This is a genomic window from Klebsiella aerogenes KCTC 2190, assembly GCF_000215745.1.
Lineage (GTDB): Bacteria > Pseudomonadota > Gammaproteobacteria > Enterobacterales > Enterobacteriaceae > Klebsiella > Klebsiella aerogenes.
Map to the genome: position 1 here is coordinate 529,375 of NC_015663.1, position 16,013 is coordinate 545,387.

General features: G+C 51.8%; 14 protein-coding genes. 7 read left to right on the plus strand and 7 right to left on the minus strand.

Annotated features, from left to right (window positions below):
• Nucleotides 1–25 precede the first annotated feature (25 nt).
• Nucleotides 26–298, minus strand: coding sequence for a Ni(II)/Co(II)-binding transcriptional repressor RcnR (gene rcnR, locus EAE_RS02575; RefSeq protein ID WP_015369853.1), 273 nt, complete (start codon nt 296–298; stop codon nt 26–28).
• A gap of 118 nt (nt 299–416) precedes the next feature.
• Between rcnR and EAE_RS02580 the strand changes: the two genes are divergently transcribed.
• Both EAE_RS02580 and EAE_RS02585 read left to right on the plus strand, forming a co-directional pair.
• Complete coding sequence (locus EAE_RS02580) at nt 417–1,523, plus strand: nickel/cobalt efflux protein RcnA (protein WP_015703366.1); 1,107 nt, start codon at nt 417–419, stop codon at nt 1,521–1,523.
• Nucleotides 1,524–1,639: 116 nt separating this feature from the next.
• Nucleotides 1,640–2,296: an epoxyqueuosine reductase QueH gene (locus EAE_RS02585; protein ID WP_015703367.1), complete on the plus strand. Its 657-nt coding sequence runs from the start codon at nt 1,640–1,642 to the stop codon at nt 2,294–2,296.
• Between the two features lie 493 nt (nt 2,297–2,789).
• Here the strand turns inward: EAE_RS02585 and EAE_RS02590 are convergent, their stop codons facing one another.
• The 6 genes from EAE_RS02590 to EAE_RS02615 form a co-directional block, all read right to left on the minus strand.
• Nucleotides 2,790–3,380: a hypothetical protein gene (locus EAE_RS02590; RefSeq protein ID WP_015703369.1), complete on the minus strand. Its 591-nt coding sequence runs from the start codon at nt 3,378–3,380 to the stop codon at nt 2,790–2,792.
• A 15-nt stretch (nt 3,381–3,395) separates the two neighbouring features.
• Complete coding sequence (gene ssp4 / locus EAE_RS02595; RefSeq protein WP_071609852.1) at nt 3,396–4,364, minus strand: Ssp4 family T6SS effector; 969 nt, start codon at nt 4,362–4,364, stop codon at nt 3,396–3,398.
• Nucleotides 4,365–4,829: 465 nt separating this feature from the next.
• Complete coding sequence (locus tag EAE_RS02600) at nt 4,830–6,095, minus strand: histidine-type phosphatase (protein WP_015703371.1); 1,266 nt, start codon at nt 6,093–6,095, stop codon at nt 4,830–4,832.
• Nucleotides 6,096–6,120: 25 nt separating this feature from the next.
• On the minus strand, nt 6,121–7,479 hold the full coding sequence (locus EAE_RS02605) for an MFS transporter (RefSeq protein ID WP_015703372.1): 1,359 nt from the start codon (nt 7,477–7,479) through the stop codon (nt 6,121–6,123).
• A gap of 111 nt (nt 7,480–7,590) precedes the next feature.
• Entirely contained in the window at nt 7,591–8,400 is an 810-nt protein-coding gene (locus tag EAE_RS02610; RefSeq protein ID WP_015703373.1) for an inositol monophosphatase family protein, read from the minus strand.
• Between the two features lie 116 nt (nt 8,401–8,516).
• Nucleotides 8,517–9,473 (minus strand): LacI family DNA-binding transcriptional regulator, encoded by a 957-nt coding sequence (locus tag EAE_RS02615; RefSeq protein WP_162198565.1) that lies wholly within the window; start codon nt 9,471–9,473, stop codon nt 8,517–8,519.
• A gap of 502 nt (nt 9,474–9,975) precedes the next feature.
• Between EAE_RS02615 and EAE_RS02620 the strand changes: the two genes are divergently transcribed.
• The 5 genes from EAE_RS02620 to hisS all read left to right on the plus strand — a co-directional run bounded on the left by EAE_RS02620 (nt 9,976) and on the right by hisS (nt 15,864).
• Nucleotides 9,976–11,049 (plus strand): catalase family peroxidase, encoded by a 1,074-nt coding sequence (locus EAE_RS02620; protein WP_015703375.1) that lies wholly within the window; start codon nt 9,976–9,978, stop codon nt 11,047–11,049.
• Nucleotides 11,046–11,630 (plus strand): cytochrome b, encoded by a 585-nt coding sequence (locus EAE_RS02625; protein ID WP_015703376.1) that lies wholly within the window; start codon nt 11,046–11,048, stop codon nt 11,628–11,630. Before EAE_RS02620 ends, EAE_RS02625 begins: the two co-directional genes overlap by 4 nt.
• A 331-nt stretch (nt 11,631–11,961) precedes the next feature.
• On the plus strand, nt 11,962–13,308 hold the full coding sequence (hdcC, locus tag EAE_RS02630) for a histidine-histamine antiporter (protein WP_015703377.1): 1,347 nt from the start codon (nt 11,962–11,964) through the stop codon (nt 13,306–13,308).
• 34 nt (nt 13,309–13,342) lie between these two features.
• Complete coding sequence (locus EAE_RS02635; protein WP_015369839.1) at nt 13,343–14,479, plus strand: histidine decarboxylase; 1,137 nt, start codon at nt 13,343–13,345, stop codon at nt 14,477–14,479.
• Between the two features lie 116 nt (nt 14,480–14,595).
• On the plus strand, nt 14,596–15,864 hold the full coding sequence (hisS, locus tag EAE_RS02640; RefSeq protein WP_015703378.1) for a histidine--tRNA ligase: 1,269 nt from the start codon (nt 14,596–14,598) through the stop codon (nt 15,862–15,864).
• Nucleotides 15,865–16,013 lie beyond the last annotated feature (149 nt).

A 16,013-nucleotide genomic window follows, 5' to 3' on the forward strand; every position in this document is an offset into this window, starting at 1 on the left:
TCGCCGCCGGCGCTATCCGTGGCCGCTATTTGATATAGGAATCCAGCACCTTCAGCACCACGTCCAAATCCTCTTCACGTTTCACTTCATCGCCTTCATGAACGATATGTTCCGTCAGATGGCCCTTGATCACTTCACGCATTAGCCCGTTTACCGCTCCGCGAATAGCGGCAATTTGCTGCAGCACGGCGGCGCATTCGTGCGGCTCATCCAGCATCTTTTTCAGCGCGCTCACCTGCCCCTCAATCTTGCTGGCTCTGGCCTGCAGCTTCTTTTTATCCCGAATCGTATGCGACACGTTAACCTCACTGGCGAACTCAATGCCTCAATTATAGGTTTGTAATCTACTGGGGGGTAGTATCTTATACTGGGGGGGAGTAGAATCCCGTTCACCAACGACAACCAACTCTCTTCTTATGAACGAATTCTTACCTTTACTTCAGCAGGGCAATGCCTGGTTTTTCATTCCCAGCGCCATTCTGTTAGGCGCGCTACATGGCCTGGAACCGGGCCATTCAAAGACCATGATGGCGGCGTTCATCATCGCCATTAAAGGCACGGTACGTCAGGCGGTGATGCTGGGCCTCGCCGCGACCCTTTCGCATACCGCCATCGTCTGGCTGATCGCCTTTGGCGGCATGTATTTTAGCCAGAAATTTACCGCCGAAGCGGCTGAACCCTGGCTACAGCTGGTTTCCGCGTTCATCATTCTCGGTACCGCAATATGGATGTTCTGGCGCACCTGGCGCGGTGAACGTAACTGGCTGCAGGCCATGCAGGATCGGGATGCGCATCATCATGATGATGAAACGCAAATCGTCGACACCGGCCACGGTCAAATCGCCCTTTCCATCTTCGAAGAAGGAGAACCGCCGCGCTGGCGCATTCGCACGCTAAGTGGCAACCAATGGGCCGCTGGCGATGTCTCACTGGCGACACGGCGCAGCGGGAGCAGCTTCGCGCAGATGTTCTCTTTTGTTGATAAAGGCGATTATTTAGAATCCGCGCAGACCATCCCGGAACCGCATGACTTTAACGTACGCCTGACGCTCGGCCACCAGCGCCATACCCACGATTATGATCTGGCGTTTCATGAGCATCATCATCATGAACTGGATGGTCTTGAGGAAGGAAGTCAGGCCTATCAGGACGCCCACGAGCGGGCCCATGCAAACGATATTCAACGTCGCTTCGACGGCCGGGAGGTCACCAACTGGCAGATCTTACTGTTCGGCCTGACCGGTGGATTGATTCCCTGCCCGGCGGCGATCACCGTACTGCTTATCTGCATCCAGCTCAAAGCCCTGACCTTAGGTGCGACGCTGGTCCTCTCATTCAGCATCGGCCTCGCGCTGACGCTGGTAACCGTCGGCGTTGGCGCGGCGGTAAGCGTTCGCCAGGTGGCCAAACGCTGGAGTGGTTTTAACACGCTCGCCCGACGGGCCCCCTACTTTTCCAGCGTGCTAATCGGCGCGGTGGGGATCTATATGGCGATCCACGGCTATCTCGGCGTGAGAGGTTAATTTGAGATGAATTCAGCGCCGCGTGAGGATGCGCGGCCTGACATTTCTGGGGAAGGTTAGCAGCCCTTCAACATGCTACAGTTGGCGCTGGATGTATTTACTTCAGGAATGACTTGATGTCCGAGTTCCAGCGCCCACAGCTGACGTTGCCCAACGGAGCCGATAAACTGCTGCTCCACTCCTGCTGCGCTCCCTGCTCCGGGGAAGTGATGGAGGCGATTCAGGCCTCCGGTATCGACTACACCATTTTCTTCTATAACCCCAACATTCACCCGCAGAAAGAGTATGAAATCCGCAAGGAAGAGAATATTCGTTTTGCGCACAAACACGGTGTGCCGTTTATCGATGCCGATTATGACACCGATAACTGGTTCGCGCGGGCAAGGGGGATGGAATGGGAACCCGAGCGCGGCGTGCGCTGCACGATGTGCTTTGATATGCGCTTCGAACGCACCGCGCTCTATGCCTACGAGCACGGCTTTAGCGTTATCAGCAGTTCGCTGGGAATTTCACGCTGGAAGAACATGCAGCAAATCAACGACTGCGGCGAGCGCGCCGCCGGGCATTATCCAGGCATGGTCTACTGGGATTATAACTGGCGTAAACAGGGCGGATCCTCGCGGATGATCGATATCAGCAAGCGCGAGCGCTTTTACCAGCAGGAGTACTGCGGCTGCGTCTACTCGCTACGCGATAGCAATCGGCACCGTAAATCCCAGGGCCGACCGCTAATTAAGATCGGCAAGCTCTATTATGGCGATGAAGGTGAATAGCTGAAGAAAAGGGAATGATGTGGATAAATAACGGGCCAGCAAAGGTCCGTTGTTTAATAACTTCACATAAATTTCATACTCTATTTCCTGGCACAATCTTACGGATGAGATAGTTCAACCCCACGGTCACAATCATCATCAACGTCAGCAAAACCCACAAGAAAGAGGGGTCGGCATCCCCATCGGCAAACCCCAAACCGGTGCTGTTCAAGAAATCGTTGCTAGTCCGGGATAAATAATCTAACAGCCCACCCAACGGGAAGAGAACGATGAAAAAAGAAGTTAATAAACAGAAAAATATTATGCGCATTTCATTCCCTGGCGATCAATTAAGGTTAGTCATATAATCACTTTCCGCACCGAGTTAATCTAATAGCTGTACATAATGACAGCGCGATCTTAAAGTCAATATCCAGACTACGATATCGTCACGCATTGAATACTCAAATAGTAACTAACGCAGAAGTATGAACAATCATTGATACCCAAAATCTTAACCAGACGAGTGTTTCAATTTTATTTGCTGGCGGGAGACCCGATTTAGTAAGTAAAATGCGATTGTTTTAGTGAACATAACCGTATTGAGGCATTTGATGCCGATCGCGATAAAAAACACTCCTAAAATAGCACCGAGGAGATCGCCCGCATCATTACCTCCCCCCATAATGAAAGTAATAACAGCGAATAATAAAAATGCTATTGCAATAATTCCTGTCCCAGTAATGACACATAAAAGAGATTTCAGACCTATCAATCGGCCTCGTGCAGTAAGAAACGCCGGAATACAAATCAATATGCTATACAAAACTCCCGAGGGAAAAGCCGCAGCCAGTATAGCATAATCAGGCCATCCATTAAGCCTGAAAATAATTTCCCACACGGTAATTTGCGGCATAACAAAGCAAAAAACAGCAAATAGTATTCCGCCCACCATTGGAATACTGAGCGTATGCCCCCCGACTTTTGCTCCTACATATTCGGTCAATCGCTGCTTAACCATCTCAAGTTGTCGGGGACTCATTGACGCAAGATTTTTTTCCACATCAATATTTAACACAAGGCTGTTTTTTATATGCTCAATCATTATGCCAACCAGATTTTATGTTAATGAAAAGGATTGTATTATCCCTATCACATATTGTCCTGTTTTTTTTAGATTATGTGGATTTCTAACAGTTCCGGAAATGCCGCTCCCTGCAAATGCTGATGAATTAACAATCACTTGCATCAACTCCCTTTGTAGAGTTCGTTGTAATACTTCAGATGGAAATCGTTTAGGATAATGCCCCATTTCTATAGCAGCTTTTATACCAGAGTTAGATATTCCCGGATTTTCATTACGAATGATTTCATAAGTAAGCCGCTTACGCTCAACCCTACTTAGGCCTCTTAGCCATGATAAAGCTTCTGCTGAAGATATTTTTTTCATCGTTTTCCACACTTCGATAGATTTCGCTAACCCAGCCCCGGCACCTGCAAGAGAAATGATATCAAGGATAGTAGTCGTAGTAAGATACCAATCCTGCGAATCAAGCCATGCTAAACGCTCTTCCCTACCTCTGCTTATTGTCCATAACCTTCCCGCACCGATAAAACATTGCCCAACGGTAGCTACGCCGCTGGCAGCAATAACTCCGGCTACCAGCACCGATGCTCCTGCCGTAAGGGGAAGTATCGCCGTTCCAGTAAGAGTAAGGGCTAATGTGATTGCAGCCGCTCCGCATGAAAGTGCCGTTGATGTAATTTCGGTGGCCAGTGATGGTGCCTGAAGTGTCTTAACAATAGCTTTTGTGGAACTTTCTTGTGAGATATCGCAAACCTTTGTGACAATAACATGACTTGCTATGCTTTGGACCGAATTGGCAATCCGCCGGGAAGGTCTTACCAACCATTGGCTCACACCATTAGAATAAATAATACCAACTCGATTGAAATTCCGCGAACAGTCCAATTGTTTTGCTAGATCATGAAAATTAAAATCAACTGGACCTGGCCCTCCCCATGTTGCTGGTCTATCAAAAGGAGAGATATTGTGGAGGCCATCATGGCCAAAATAATATTCAACCATTGCATAAATCTTTTTTTAGCTTTAACTTACCCCCAAGAAAATGGTGGCATAAAATCCAACAAAACCAATACCACACCTACTAAATTTAGCCCACCAATAAACATGACTATTACCAACCTCTTCAATATGTTATTAATTGAAGTATTAAAAAGCCCCCACTCTTTAAAGTAAATATCTATACTATTACAGAGCACTATCTTGAGAAGTTAAATGGTAACCAACTCCTGAGTTATGAACAATCTTAGCGCACCTAAATGTTTTCCTAAAAATTCCAAAAAACCAAGGCATATTACATAAAGACGTAACAAAACTCAGAGGAGGCTTGCTTATTTTTCCTCTCAGTAAATTAGTGCCATGCGTCCATTAAACCAATATCTCTGGAATTATTACTCGAATCACTAACACTTTTAAGCAATACGCCATAATCCGTCCTATTTCCACTCAGGATTATGGCGTTTGCGCTGATTAAAGAACCATATTCACCGGCGGTACCGCGCTTTTATCGATCTGTTTACTTAAGGCCTCCAGCGCGGACTGATACGGGCATAACGTGCCCACGCTGGTCTGCTGGCAATCAGGCTGACGCCACTCCTGTTGCAACATCGGGTGCTGTTGATCCGGCATCTGCAGGCGTCGCAGGTCGTCCAGGCTTTGCGCCTGGAAATAGACGCGCAGATAACGTTCGCCATTTTTGCTGTTGCGCCAGCGCTCTATCACCAGACTGCTGCCCGGCGGAATATTGCCCCGGCTGTAACCGGGCAGTTGCCAGCTAAAATTCATCAGCGTGCGCACCATCGCGATATTGGTGTCATGAGCCACCAGCAGCAGCCAGCGTACGTGCGGCGTGGCGTCCGCTTTCACTCCGTCCAGCATCGCGTTGAGCAGCACCGAGCCGCGCTTTTGCGCGGTGTACAGCACGTCATTACTGAGATCGTAGTTTGCCGTTAACAGCGGCAGAATGGCTGTGATCTGGCTGGCATGAGTAATCTTCCCCCATGCCAACTGGCTTAAGGGCAGGTTTTCACTCCAGCCCAGACGCAGCGTTTCAACCATATTGGCCATCACGCTGAGCCCGCTTATGGTGGTTTTACCGCTTTGGTTTTGCTCCACCTGCCAGGGCTTATCAAAAATGGGGCACGGTTTATCCTGTTGGCAAACCGCGGCTTTTAATAACTGGATCGTCGGCGCCAGCGCCTGCCGACGCTTAGCCAGATCGCCGGCTTTCGCCTTCACTGCCGCCAACTGGCGGACGGGATCGGTTTGCGTAGCCGTAAACTTGTCGGTCTGGAACAGCGGGTCAGCATCGCCGCTGACATAATGAATCGCCACGCCGCAGCCGGGGAATGCCCCATCTACCAACGCCTGTGCGGTTGCCCGGGTACGCTGTAGCGGGCTGGCGCGAACATAAATATCCTCCGCGCTGGGACACTGCCCCTGCAGCAGGCCAAGCTGGCGATAATGCTGTCCTTCCGCGCGCCCTTTATTGGCGACCGCCGCATAGCCATGTCCGGTCATCTCCCCATCGTGGGTGGTCCATTCGGTCCATGGACGCTGGGTCGCGGCTTCAATGGCTTCACGATTGCCGGGCGTTGGCGGACGAATGCCGTGGCGGCTTAACTCCACCACTTTTTCCAGTTGCCAGTTCGCCGCGACGGCGGATTGCATCGCCAGCAGCGGCAGCGCACAGGCAATAAACAGGCGTAAAAGGCCCTGATGTCTTGCAGGCATCATAAAATCTTCCTTATCGATTAATCAGTTATGAGGAGAATGAAGTCTGCCGTTCGACGGCATGGCGTCGGGCGACGATGGCGGCGGTGGTAAAACAGAGTAACGCGGAACCCAATCCGGTGCCTATCCAGAACAACGCCAGCGTGCTGAAATCATAAAGCGTTTTCCCGTTTTCGAGGATCGCGGTTTTATCGATAATGATCCCGGTCAGAAATTCGCCCAACCCCGCCCCGGCATAGCTGGCAATACCAATGGTTCCCAGCGCTGCCCCCGCCGCTTTGCGTGAAGAGATATCGACGGCGATCAATCCTCCGAGGAAACAGGTTAACGCGCCGATGGTCGCGCCGAAGACGATCATCGCCAGGATGTCGGTGTAGTAATTATGCGGCGACCAGAGCATTAAGGCGAAACCCGCGGTGTTCAGCAGGCTGATAAACCCGGCCATGACGCTGCGATTGCGCGGGAAAAAGCGGTCAGAGAGCATGCCGGCGATGATGGTCCCGGCGATACCGGCGATCGCGTTAACGCCGATGATGCCTGAAGCCTCAAGGGTGGAATAGGCTTTATCCTGCTCCAGAAAGAAGATTCCCCACGAGTTCACCGCATAACGGTCGATATACATAAATGCCGATGCCAGCGCCAGCGTCCACAGCGCCGGGTTACGCAATGCCAGCAGTTGGTTTTTGAACACCGATCCCCGCGCTTCAGTCTCTTCCTGCGGTTCATCACGAATCACGTTAATGGAGGGAAAGCCGCTGCTCTGTGGCGAATCGCGCATAAACAGCAGTAACAGCACCACGCCAGCGGCGCCGAGCGCAGCCGTGGAGAGGTAACCCATTTGCCAGCCAAAACCCGCGATCACCGCGGCGATCACCATGTAGGTCATGGCCTCGCCGATGTTATGCGCCGTCGACCAGATGGCGTAAAACGTTCCCCGCTCTTTAAAGCCGTACCAGCGCGCCAGCGAAACCGCACAAGGACCGACGCCCATCGACTGCGCCCAGCCGTTAATCCCCCAAAAGATAGCCAGCAGCATGGCATTGGTGGTCATGCCCATCAGCAAGTTCATCCCGGCGCTGAGCAATAGCCCAAGGCTCATGTAACGCACCACGTTGGCATGATCGGCGATAAAACCGTTAACCAGTTTACCGATGGCGTAGCTAAAGAATAGCGTCGAACCAATCATTCCCAACTCCGTTGGGGTAATGCCTAATTCCACCAGCGCGCTTTTCGCCACGGTGAACGATAAGCGGCAGACGTAGAACGTCACGTAGGCCAGGGTCATAGCAATAAACGTTTGCCAACGTACCCGGCGAAAACGTTTTTCATCAAACGCGGCGCCCGCTTGCGGCGGCGACGCCCGGAAAAAATGAATAATTCCAGACATAATAGTTTCTCCGACGGTCGGAGGCTTGACTGATTGATGTGCTTCGTCCGTGAGGGTCGTTATCGTTACTGTGTAGGGTACATAATCAGAAACAGCCCGAACCTGTAAGGGTTAATGTAATGGTTGAAGAATCATATTTTTGAGTTGGGGATACAGCGTTTGGCTGGCCAGCAGGAGGGGGTTACCATGGCGAATCCCCTCTTGCGCCAGAAAGTCGTTGGCGACGCCCCCCGCTTCGCGCATCAACACCAGACCGGGTAAGGCATCCCACGGGTTCATGTGCGGTTCGTAGTAGCCAATCAGGCGCCCGGCGGCCGCCCATGCGCTCATCAACGCGCCGGAGCCATTGCGGATGAACATGCCGCCATCGCTGAGCAGCGCGTCAAGAAAAGGCAGGAATTGCGCCGGCGTCACCCGATGCGACGTTCCGACGCCCATCACCCCTTCTTTGACCGTTGCTGCGGGATGTGGGCGAATTGGCGTCTCATTGAGCCAGGCACCATGGCCCCGTAGCGCGTGGAACAGTTCACGATGGTTGGGATCGTAGACGACGCCAACCACCGGCTCGCCGTCAACGACGATCGCCAGCGACAAGCACCAGGTATGCAGCCCATTCAAAAAACAGCTGGTGCCATCAATGGGATCAACCACCCATAGCACCCTGGCGTCCGGCATCTGCGTACCGCTCTCTTCGCCAAGAAAACCATCCTCCGCAAACGCATCAGTAATGCGCTGCTTAACAAAGGCTTCTACGCGTTTATCGGCCACGCTCACCACGTCCTGAAGGTCATTGCCCTTATGCTCTACCGCCAGCGCCTCGCGCTGCTGATAGTATTCGAAAGCCAGCTCGGCACCCGCTTTCGCCAGCTCGCAGGCCAGGCGATAGCGGGCCTGTAGCGCAGAGGAATCCAGTGATGTCATCATTTGCTCCTTTTGCACACGTGTGCAATTTTATTTAAAAAAGCCCCGAAGAGCGCAGTGAGTGTGGATGGATTTTAGCGATAATTCTGTGATCGATTCATCATAAAATGAATTTTTCATTTAGCGCTATTACGAATTATTAATTTCACAGCGACTTCGCGGTGACGTGAAGGTTGATTGAATTTGGCGATCCGGCTAACCAGCATCTCCACCGCGTGATAAGCCAACAGCGTGGTGTCCTGCTGGATAGTGGTAAGTTGATAGGGTTGCCATTCCGCCTGGGGAATATCGTCGAAGCCAATAATTGCCGGAAGGACGGCTGCTGGATTATCCGCTCGTAGCCCATCCATCGCCCCAATCGCCAGCATATCGGTGGCGCAAAACAGCGCCTGCAATCCTGGCCTTTCCGCGGCGAGCCGACGAGCGGCCGCAAAACCGGACTGATAACCGCCCGTTTCGCAGAAATGCGCCGTGACAGCCAGCCCGCTGGCATGGTGAATAAACCCCTCGTAGCGCTGCCGGGTGCTGAAATTGTCACGATTTTCGCCAATAAAACCGACGTCCCGGCACTGGCCTGCGTGCAACAGCTCAGCGGCCAGTTTCCCGCCGAGCGCGTTATCGCTGCTGACGCGGTCGCAACCGGGAAGTTCAGCATGACGGTTGATAAGCGTAACGGGAATTTTGCGCGCAAGATACTCCTCAGCCAGCTCCAGCGGCGGCGCGCCAGAGGTGATAATGACGCCAGCGACGTGATAGCTGAGAAGATGTTTTAGCGAAGGAGCTAACTGCTGCGGATCATCGGCGTTCATCAACAATGGCATAAATCCATGCAGCGCCAGCTGGTGGATCAGCGGCGCCAGCAGCTTACTGCGAAAAGGGTTATCGAACCCTGAAGTGATGATGCCGATAAAGTTGCTGCTGCCGGTGTTCATCGTACGGGCGATGATATTGACCTGGTAGCCCAGAGCTTCCGCGGCGGCCTGCACTTTGGCGCGGGTTTTCGGCGACACCGAGGCCCCAGGCGTGAAAGCGCGGGAGACGGCTGAACGGGAAACGCCGGCAAGTTTCGCCACGTCTTCTGCTTTAATCCATTTTTTATCGTTCATCGCTTTAATTTTTCAGTGAAATCCATCAGGCATAGATGTATCGCTCAACACATTACCCTCGTCACGCTGAAGGCTATGTGTCCCGAGACCACTTTGGCTTTCACTATACCCTGAATCGGGTTGGTAATGCCGGCCAACCAGCGCAGATAATGACATTTTTTATTATCACGTTAACTGAACAGAAGTATAAACTTTTCGTGATATTGTTTCTTTCGTTCGCGCACCAATTATAATTATTATCATGATACTTAATGAAGAAATTAAAAAGCGGTTAAAGAAAAAACGTAACCAACTAAATCACAATGATTTTATTATAAACAATAATTTCAAGAAGAAATATCTTTGCAGCACAAAAATATATAAAGGCGACATTCAGATATCAACACCCCCTGTATTCTCACGATATTAAACGTGTTGCGTGCGATATATCACGCGTGACGTGAAATAAAACTTAACGATGGATACGTCTATGTCAAAACTGGATTTCCGATCCCCAAATACCTGGCGCGCGCTGGCGTCGATCGCGGTCATCGTCGGGGCAACGGCAGCGGCATTCGCCTGGACCTCTGGTTGGCTGGGTTCGCGAACCACCAGCCAGTCATTAGTCCCCGATCCAGACAAGCCGTTTCCTGCCGGGTTTCGCCGGGCGCACGGCAAAGGGATCTGTTTTAGCGGAACGTTCGAGCCAGCCGCTCCAGCCGTTTCTTATTCCACCGCGCGGCTCTTTTCACAGTCGGAAACCCCCGTTGTCGGGCGATTCTCCATTGGCGCAGGTAATCCACACGCGGCTGATAATTCAACGAAAACCCTGAGCATGGCGCTGCTACTGAAAACGGACGATAAACAGCAGTGGCGCATGGCAATGAACAACGAGCCCTACTTCGCCACCCGAAACCCGGAGGGCTTTCTTGCCATGAAGAAAGCCACCGCCGTCGACCCGGCCACCGGTAAGCCCGATCCGCAGCGTCTTGCGGTATTTTTACAGGACTACCCGGAAGCCGGTAAATATTTACAGTGGGCGGCGCAAAAGCCAGCGCCAGGCGGCTTTGCCGGGGCGACATTTTATAGTATTAACGCTTTCTATCTCGTGAACGCCGACCGCCAGCGCCAGCCCGTACGCTGGATGATGCGGCCACACGATCCATTTGTCTCTATCGCTGATGAACAGCGACAGAAAGCCGACCATAACTTCCTGTTCGAACAATTACAGCAGCGACTTTCTCAGCATCCTATTTACTGGGATTTGGTATTGCAACTCGCCCAAGCTGGCGACGCGGTGGATGACCCTTCGCAGCCATGGCCAAACGATCGCCAGCAGGTCATCGCCGGTACGCTCAAAGTCACCCAACTCGTCGCCCAAGCCGAAGGCGCCTGCCGTGACGTTAACTTTGATCCCTCCATCGTGCCTGCTGGAGTAGAGGTCTCTAACGATCCCGTCTTAAATGCGCGCTCTGGCGCCTATTCGCATTCCTGGAGCCGTCGCGAACGGGAAATTGGCTATGGCAAAGCAACCGAAGCCGTGCAAAAAACGGAGGTTAAATGAACTCTAATCACCACAAGCAAGCGCGCGCGCCGCAGCATTTCAACCCTCTGGCGAGATATCTGCATTGGCTGATGGCAATCATGATCCTGACCATGCTGTTCATCGGCGCAGCTATGATGACTTCATTACACCATCGCATTTGGTTGGTGGATGTACATCGGCCATTGGGGATCGCTATTTTGCTGCTGGCGCTCATCCGCCTGGCCAACCGGTTTTATAGCGGGCAGCCACCTCTTCCTGCGGAGCTCTCACGGTTGCAGGTACTAGCGGCAAAAGCGTCACACTGGGCGCTATACGCGCTGATGCTGGCAATGCCATTGCTTGGCTGGGCGCAACTGTCGGCAGCGGGCGTTCCGATTGTTATGTTTGAAGGGCTTAACCTTCCGGCCATTACCCCGACCAGCCCGCTGCTTTTTGCCTGGTTTCACGATGCCCATCGCCTGCTAGCTAAACTGCTCTTTGCGGTGGTGTTGCTACATCTCTCTGCGGCATTAGTGCACGCATGGATATTCCGCGACGGCGTGTTTGCCAGCATGGCGAAAAGTACCAGCCGGTCCAGTAAACCACCTGTAGAGCGGTGAAACTTACTAATTAGGTACGTTGAAGTAAAAATAAGGGGCTTTTGCCCCTTATTTTTTGCATCCAAAAAATCAGCAGCTACTCACTGTAGCGCTCGCCTATAAAAATTAGCCCTCCCGTTATTTATTACACAATCACCACTAACCTTGATGATTAAATAAAAAAGGGGACGGAGTGAATTACCTAATCACTGTTTAAAAAATGTACCAAAATTAATATGTATTAGCTCACATCATTTTCAAAAAATGATGTAGATCATATTCCCACCCCTGCCCTGTGAAAAAATGCGTTTAATAACCAAGTAAGCATTTACTTAATACAGAGGGGATATATATGGGAAGCGTCAGCGCGGGTACTGCGCAAAAAATGGGGTTAACAGCACTAACCCTTGTGACCGCATCAAATATGATGGGTTCCGGTGTTTTTATGTTGCCGACCAATCTCGCCGGAGTGGGATATATTTCACTATGGGGATGGTTGTTTACTATTATTGGCGTAATTGCGTTGGCGTTGGTTTTCGCTAAAACCAGCCTCATTACCCCTCGCGCGGGAGGGATCGTGGCCTATGCCAGCGATGCGTTTGGCCCTTTCATCGGTTTTCAAACGACGATTTGCTACTGGATTAGCGCCTGGATTGGCAACGTCGCGCTCCTCGTCGCCGGGGTCGGCTATCTGAGCTACTTCTTCCCGGCGCTGCATAATCCGGTTTACGGTTGTATCACCGCTATCGCTATTCTGTGGGCATTTATTGCCTTAGGCAGCCTGGGGGCTAAAACGGCCGGGCGCGCGCAGTCCTTCACCGCCAGCTGCATGCTGGTCGTCGTACTGGGTGTGGGCATTGTCGGCTGGTTCTGGTTTGACCCGAAAATGTTCTCTGAAGTCTACAACGGGACGGGCAACAGCGACAGCTCAGCGATCGTCTCCGCGGCCTCCATTGCGCTGTGGGGTTTCTTAGGGGTGGAATCCGCCGTGGTTTCCAGCGGACAGGTGGAAAATCCTGAACGCACGGTACCTCGCGCAACCGTATATGGTCTGCTGATTGCCTCCGTATGTTACGTCGGTAGCTGTACCGTTATCATGGGCCTGGTTCCCCACGCCGAACTGGTCAAATCTGCCGCCCCATTCGCCGATGCGGCACGCTATATGTTTGGCGATATGGCCGGCAACATCGCCTCCGCGCTGAGTATTATCGCCTGTTTTGGCTCCATTTCCGGCTGGTTGATTCTACAGTCAGAAGGGCCGCGGGCCGGGGCGAAACAGGGGTTATTTCCGCAGATTTTCGCCGAGACCAATAAAAATGATGTCCCGATGAAAGGTCTGATTATTTCTGGCGTGCTGATGAGTCTGGTGCTGTTACTGACGGCTTCCCCCGATCTCGCCAAACAGTTCCAGGTGGTGATTCTGATGTCGGTATTTGCCTCCCTGCTGCCTTATATGTATGCCATTATCGCGCTACCTATCATCATGGTATCTAAAAAGCTCAACCGTGGACGTGGTTTTATGTTTTATTGCGTCCTGACTGTCATCGGTATGATTTACAGTATATTCGCCCTGCTCGGTTCAGGTACCGATTCCATTTTCTGGGGCACAATTATGATGATGGTAACCATTCCTCTGTTTTCTTTTGTCGCGGCCGGACGTAATAAAAAAGGCCAGGATATTCTTTACCTTCAAAAATAATATTTTATTCACCAACATAAATATGGAGATTCATATGTCTTTATCTATTGCCGATCAAAATAAACTCGATGCATTTTGGTCATACTGTGTAAAAAATCGCTACTTTAATATTGGCTACCCTGAATCTGCTGATTTTGATTACACCATGCTGGAGCGTTTTCTGCGTTTCTCAATTAATAACTGTGGTGACTGGGGGGAGTACTGTAACTATTTACTCAACTCTTTCGACTTTGAAAAAGAAGTCATGGAGTATTTCTCCGGCATATTCAAAATCCCCTTTGCGGAAAGCTGGGGCTATGTCACCAACGGTGGCACAGAAAGTAATATGTTTGGTTGCTATCTGGGAAGAGAACTGTTCCCGGAAGGCACGCTCTACTATTCAAAAGATACTCACTATTCCGTCGCCAAAATCGTCAAACTGCTGCGTATCAAATCGCAACTGGTGGAATCTCAGCCAGACGGAGAAATGGATTATGACGATTTGATCAATAAAATCAGGACCTCAGGCGAACGCCATCCCATCATTTTCGCCAATATTGGCACAACGGTACGCGGCGCTGTTGATAATATCGCTGAGATACAGAAACGTATCGCTGCGCTGGGGATCCCACGTGAAGATTATTATCTACACGCGGATGCCGCGCTAAGCGGCATGATCTTGCCTTTCGTGGAGGATCCACAACCGTTTACCTTCGCGGATGGTATCGATTCGATTGGCGTTTCCGGACACAAAATGATCGGCTCCCCGATTCCATGCGGCATTGTGGTAGCCAAGAAAGCCAACGTCGACCGTATCAGCGTAGAGATCGACTACATCTCCGCCCACGATAAAACGATTTCAGGGTCACGCAACGGTCATACCCCTTTGATGATGTGGGCCGCCGTTCGCAGCCATACCGATGCCGAATGGCATCGCCGCATTGGTCACAGCCTCAACATGGCGAAATACGCCGTGGATCGCTTTAAAGCAGCAGGTATTGACGCGCTGTGCCACAAAAACTCCATCACGGTGGTCTTTCCGAAGCCTTCTGAATGGGTATGGAAGAAACACTGCCTGGCAACGTCCGGCAACGTAGCCCATCTGATCACCACCGCTCACCACCTGGACAGTTCCCGGATTGATGCGCTGATCGATGACGTGATTGCCGACCTGGCGCAACGGGCGGCATAAGAGTGAGCAGCGGCAAACTGCCGCTGCCCGCTGGACAATCTGGTGGGTTGCAGCGCCAACCGGAACCCGCCAGACCTGCACAGTATATGGGAATTTCGCATCAGGAGTCATAAACGATGAGTGCAAAGTTAAAAGCCATACGTGGTATGCGCGACGTACTGCCCGCCGAAACGCCAATCTGGCAGTGGCTTGAAAATAAATTCCGGCGTCTGACCTACCGTTATGGTTACCAGGAGATCCGCTTACCCCTGCTGGAACCGGTCGCCTTATTCGAACGTGCTGTTGGCGAAGCCACAGATATCGTTGCCAAAGAAATGTACAACTTTACGGATAAAAGCGGCGAACAGATTACGCTGCGACCCGAGGGGACCAGCGGCTGTATGCGTGCGGTACTGGAAAATAATCTGTGTTACAACAAAACCCAGCGCCTGTGGTATCAGGGCCCGATGTTTCGCTATGAACGCCCGCAGAAGGGACGGCTGCGTCAGTTCACGCAGTTCGGTGCTGAAGCCTTCGGCATGGCCGGGCCGGACGTCGATGCTGAAATGATTTTTATGGTCCGTGATTTGTTCCAGGAGCTGGGCCTGACCCCGCATGTCAGGCTGGAAATTAATTCTCTGGGCACGCCGGATGAACGGCGGGCCCATAAAGCCGCCCTTGTTGACTGGTTTAATGCTCATCGTGAGCAACTGGATGAAGATAGCCTCAAACGGCTGGAAACCAACCCATTACGCATCCTCGACAGCAAAAATCCGACCATGCAACCTATGCTGGAACAGGCGCCGCGATTGCTGGATTACCTGTCCGAAGAGTCCCGTCACCATTTTTCGCTGCTCTGCGAACTGCTTGATAAGGCCGACATCCCCTATACCATCAATCCGCGTCTGGTGCGCGGGCTGGATTACTACACCCGCACCGTGTTTGAGTGGGTGACTGATGAACTGGGCTCGCAGGGTACTGTCTGTGGTGGTGGCCGTTACGACGGCCTGGCGGAGTTATTCAATCCGAAGGCGTTGCCAGCCTGCGGTTTTGCCATCGGTATCGAACGCCTGCTGTTACTCATTCAGACCGTCAGCCAGAAAGATAATCCGTTGTGGCATTTTCACCCTGACGTGGTCATTACCAGTGAATGTCAGGATGATGGCCTGCGGGCCCAGATGCTGGCGGAGCTACTGCGCCAACGTATTGAAAAGTTAAGCGTGATGGTGGATTGCAGCGGCAACAAACTTAAACGCCAGCATCAGACCGCCCTGCAAAGTCAGTGTCGCGCGATAATCACGCTGAATACCGACAATGAGATACGGCTGTGGGACCTCGCCAGCTCCCGTCAAATGACGCTCGAAGAGAAAGCGCTCATTGACTGGCTGCAACAGCACTGCCAGTAAACACGTCCAGATTGGGTACCGTGCGGCAGGACGGTACTCGTCCCGGCGCTAATCCCGCCTTCAGCATTTCACCCTGACACACAGCGAGATCCTTAAGCAGAGAACCGTGGACATGCCGAGAAAAAACAGATTATTTATTCCGGGGATGC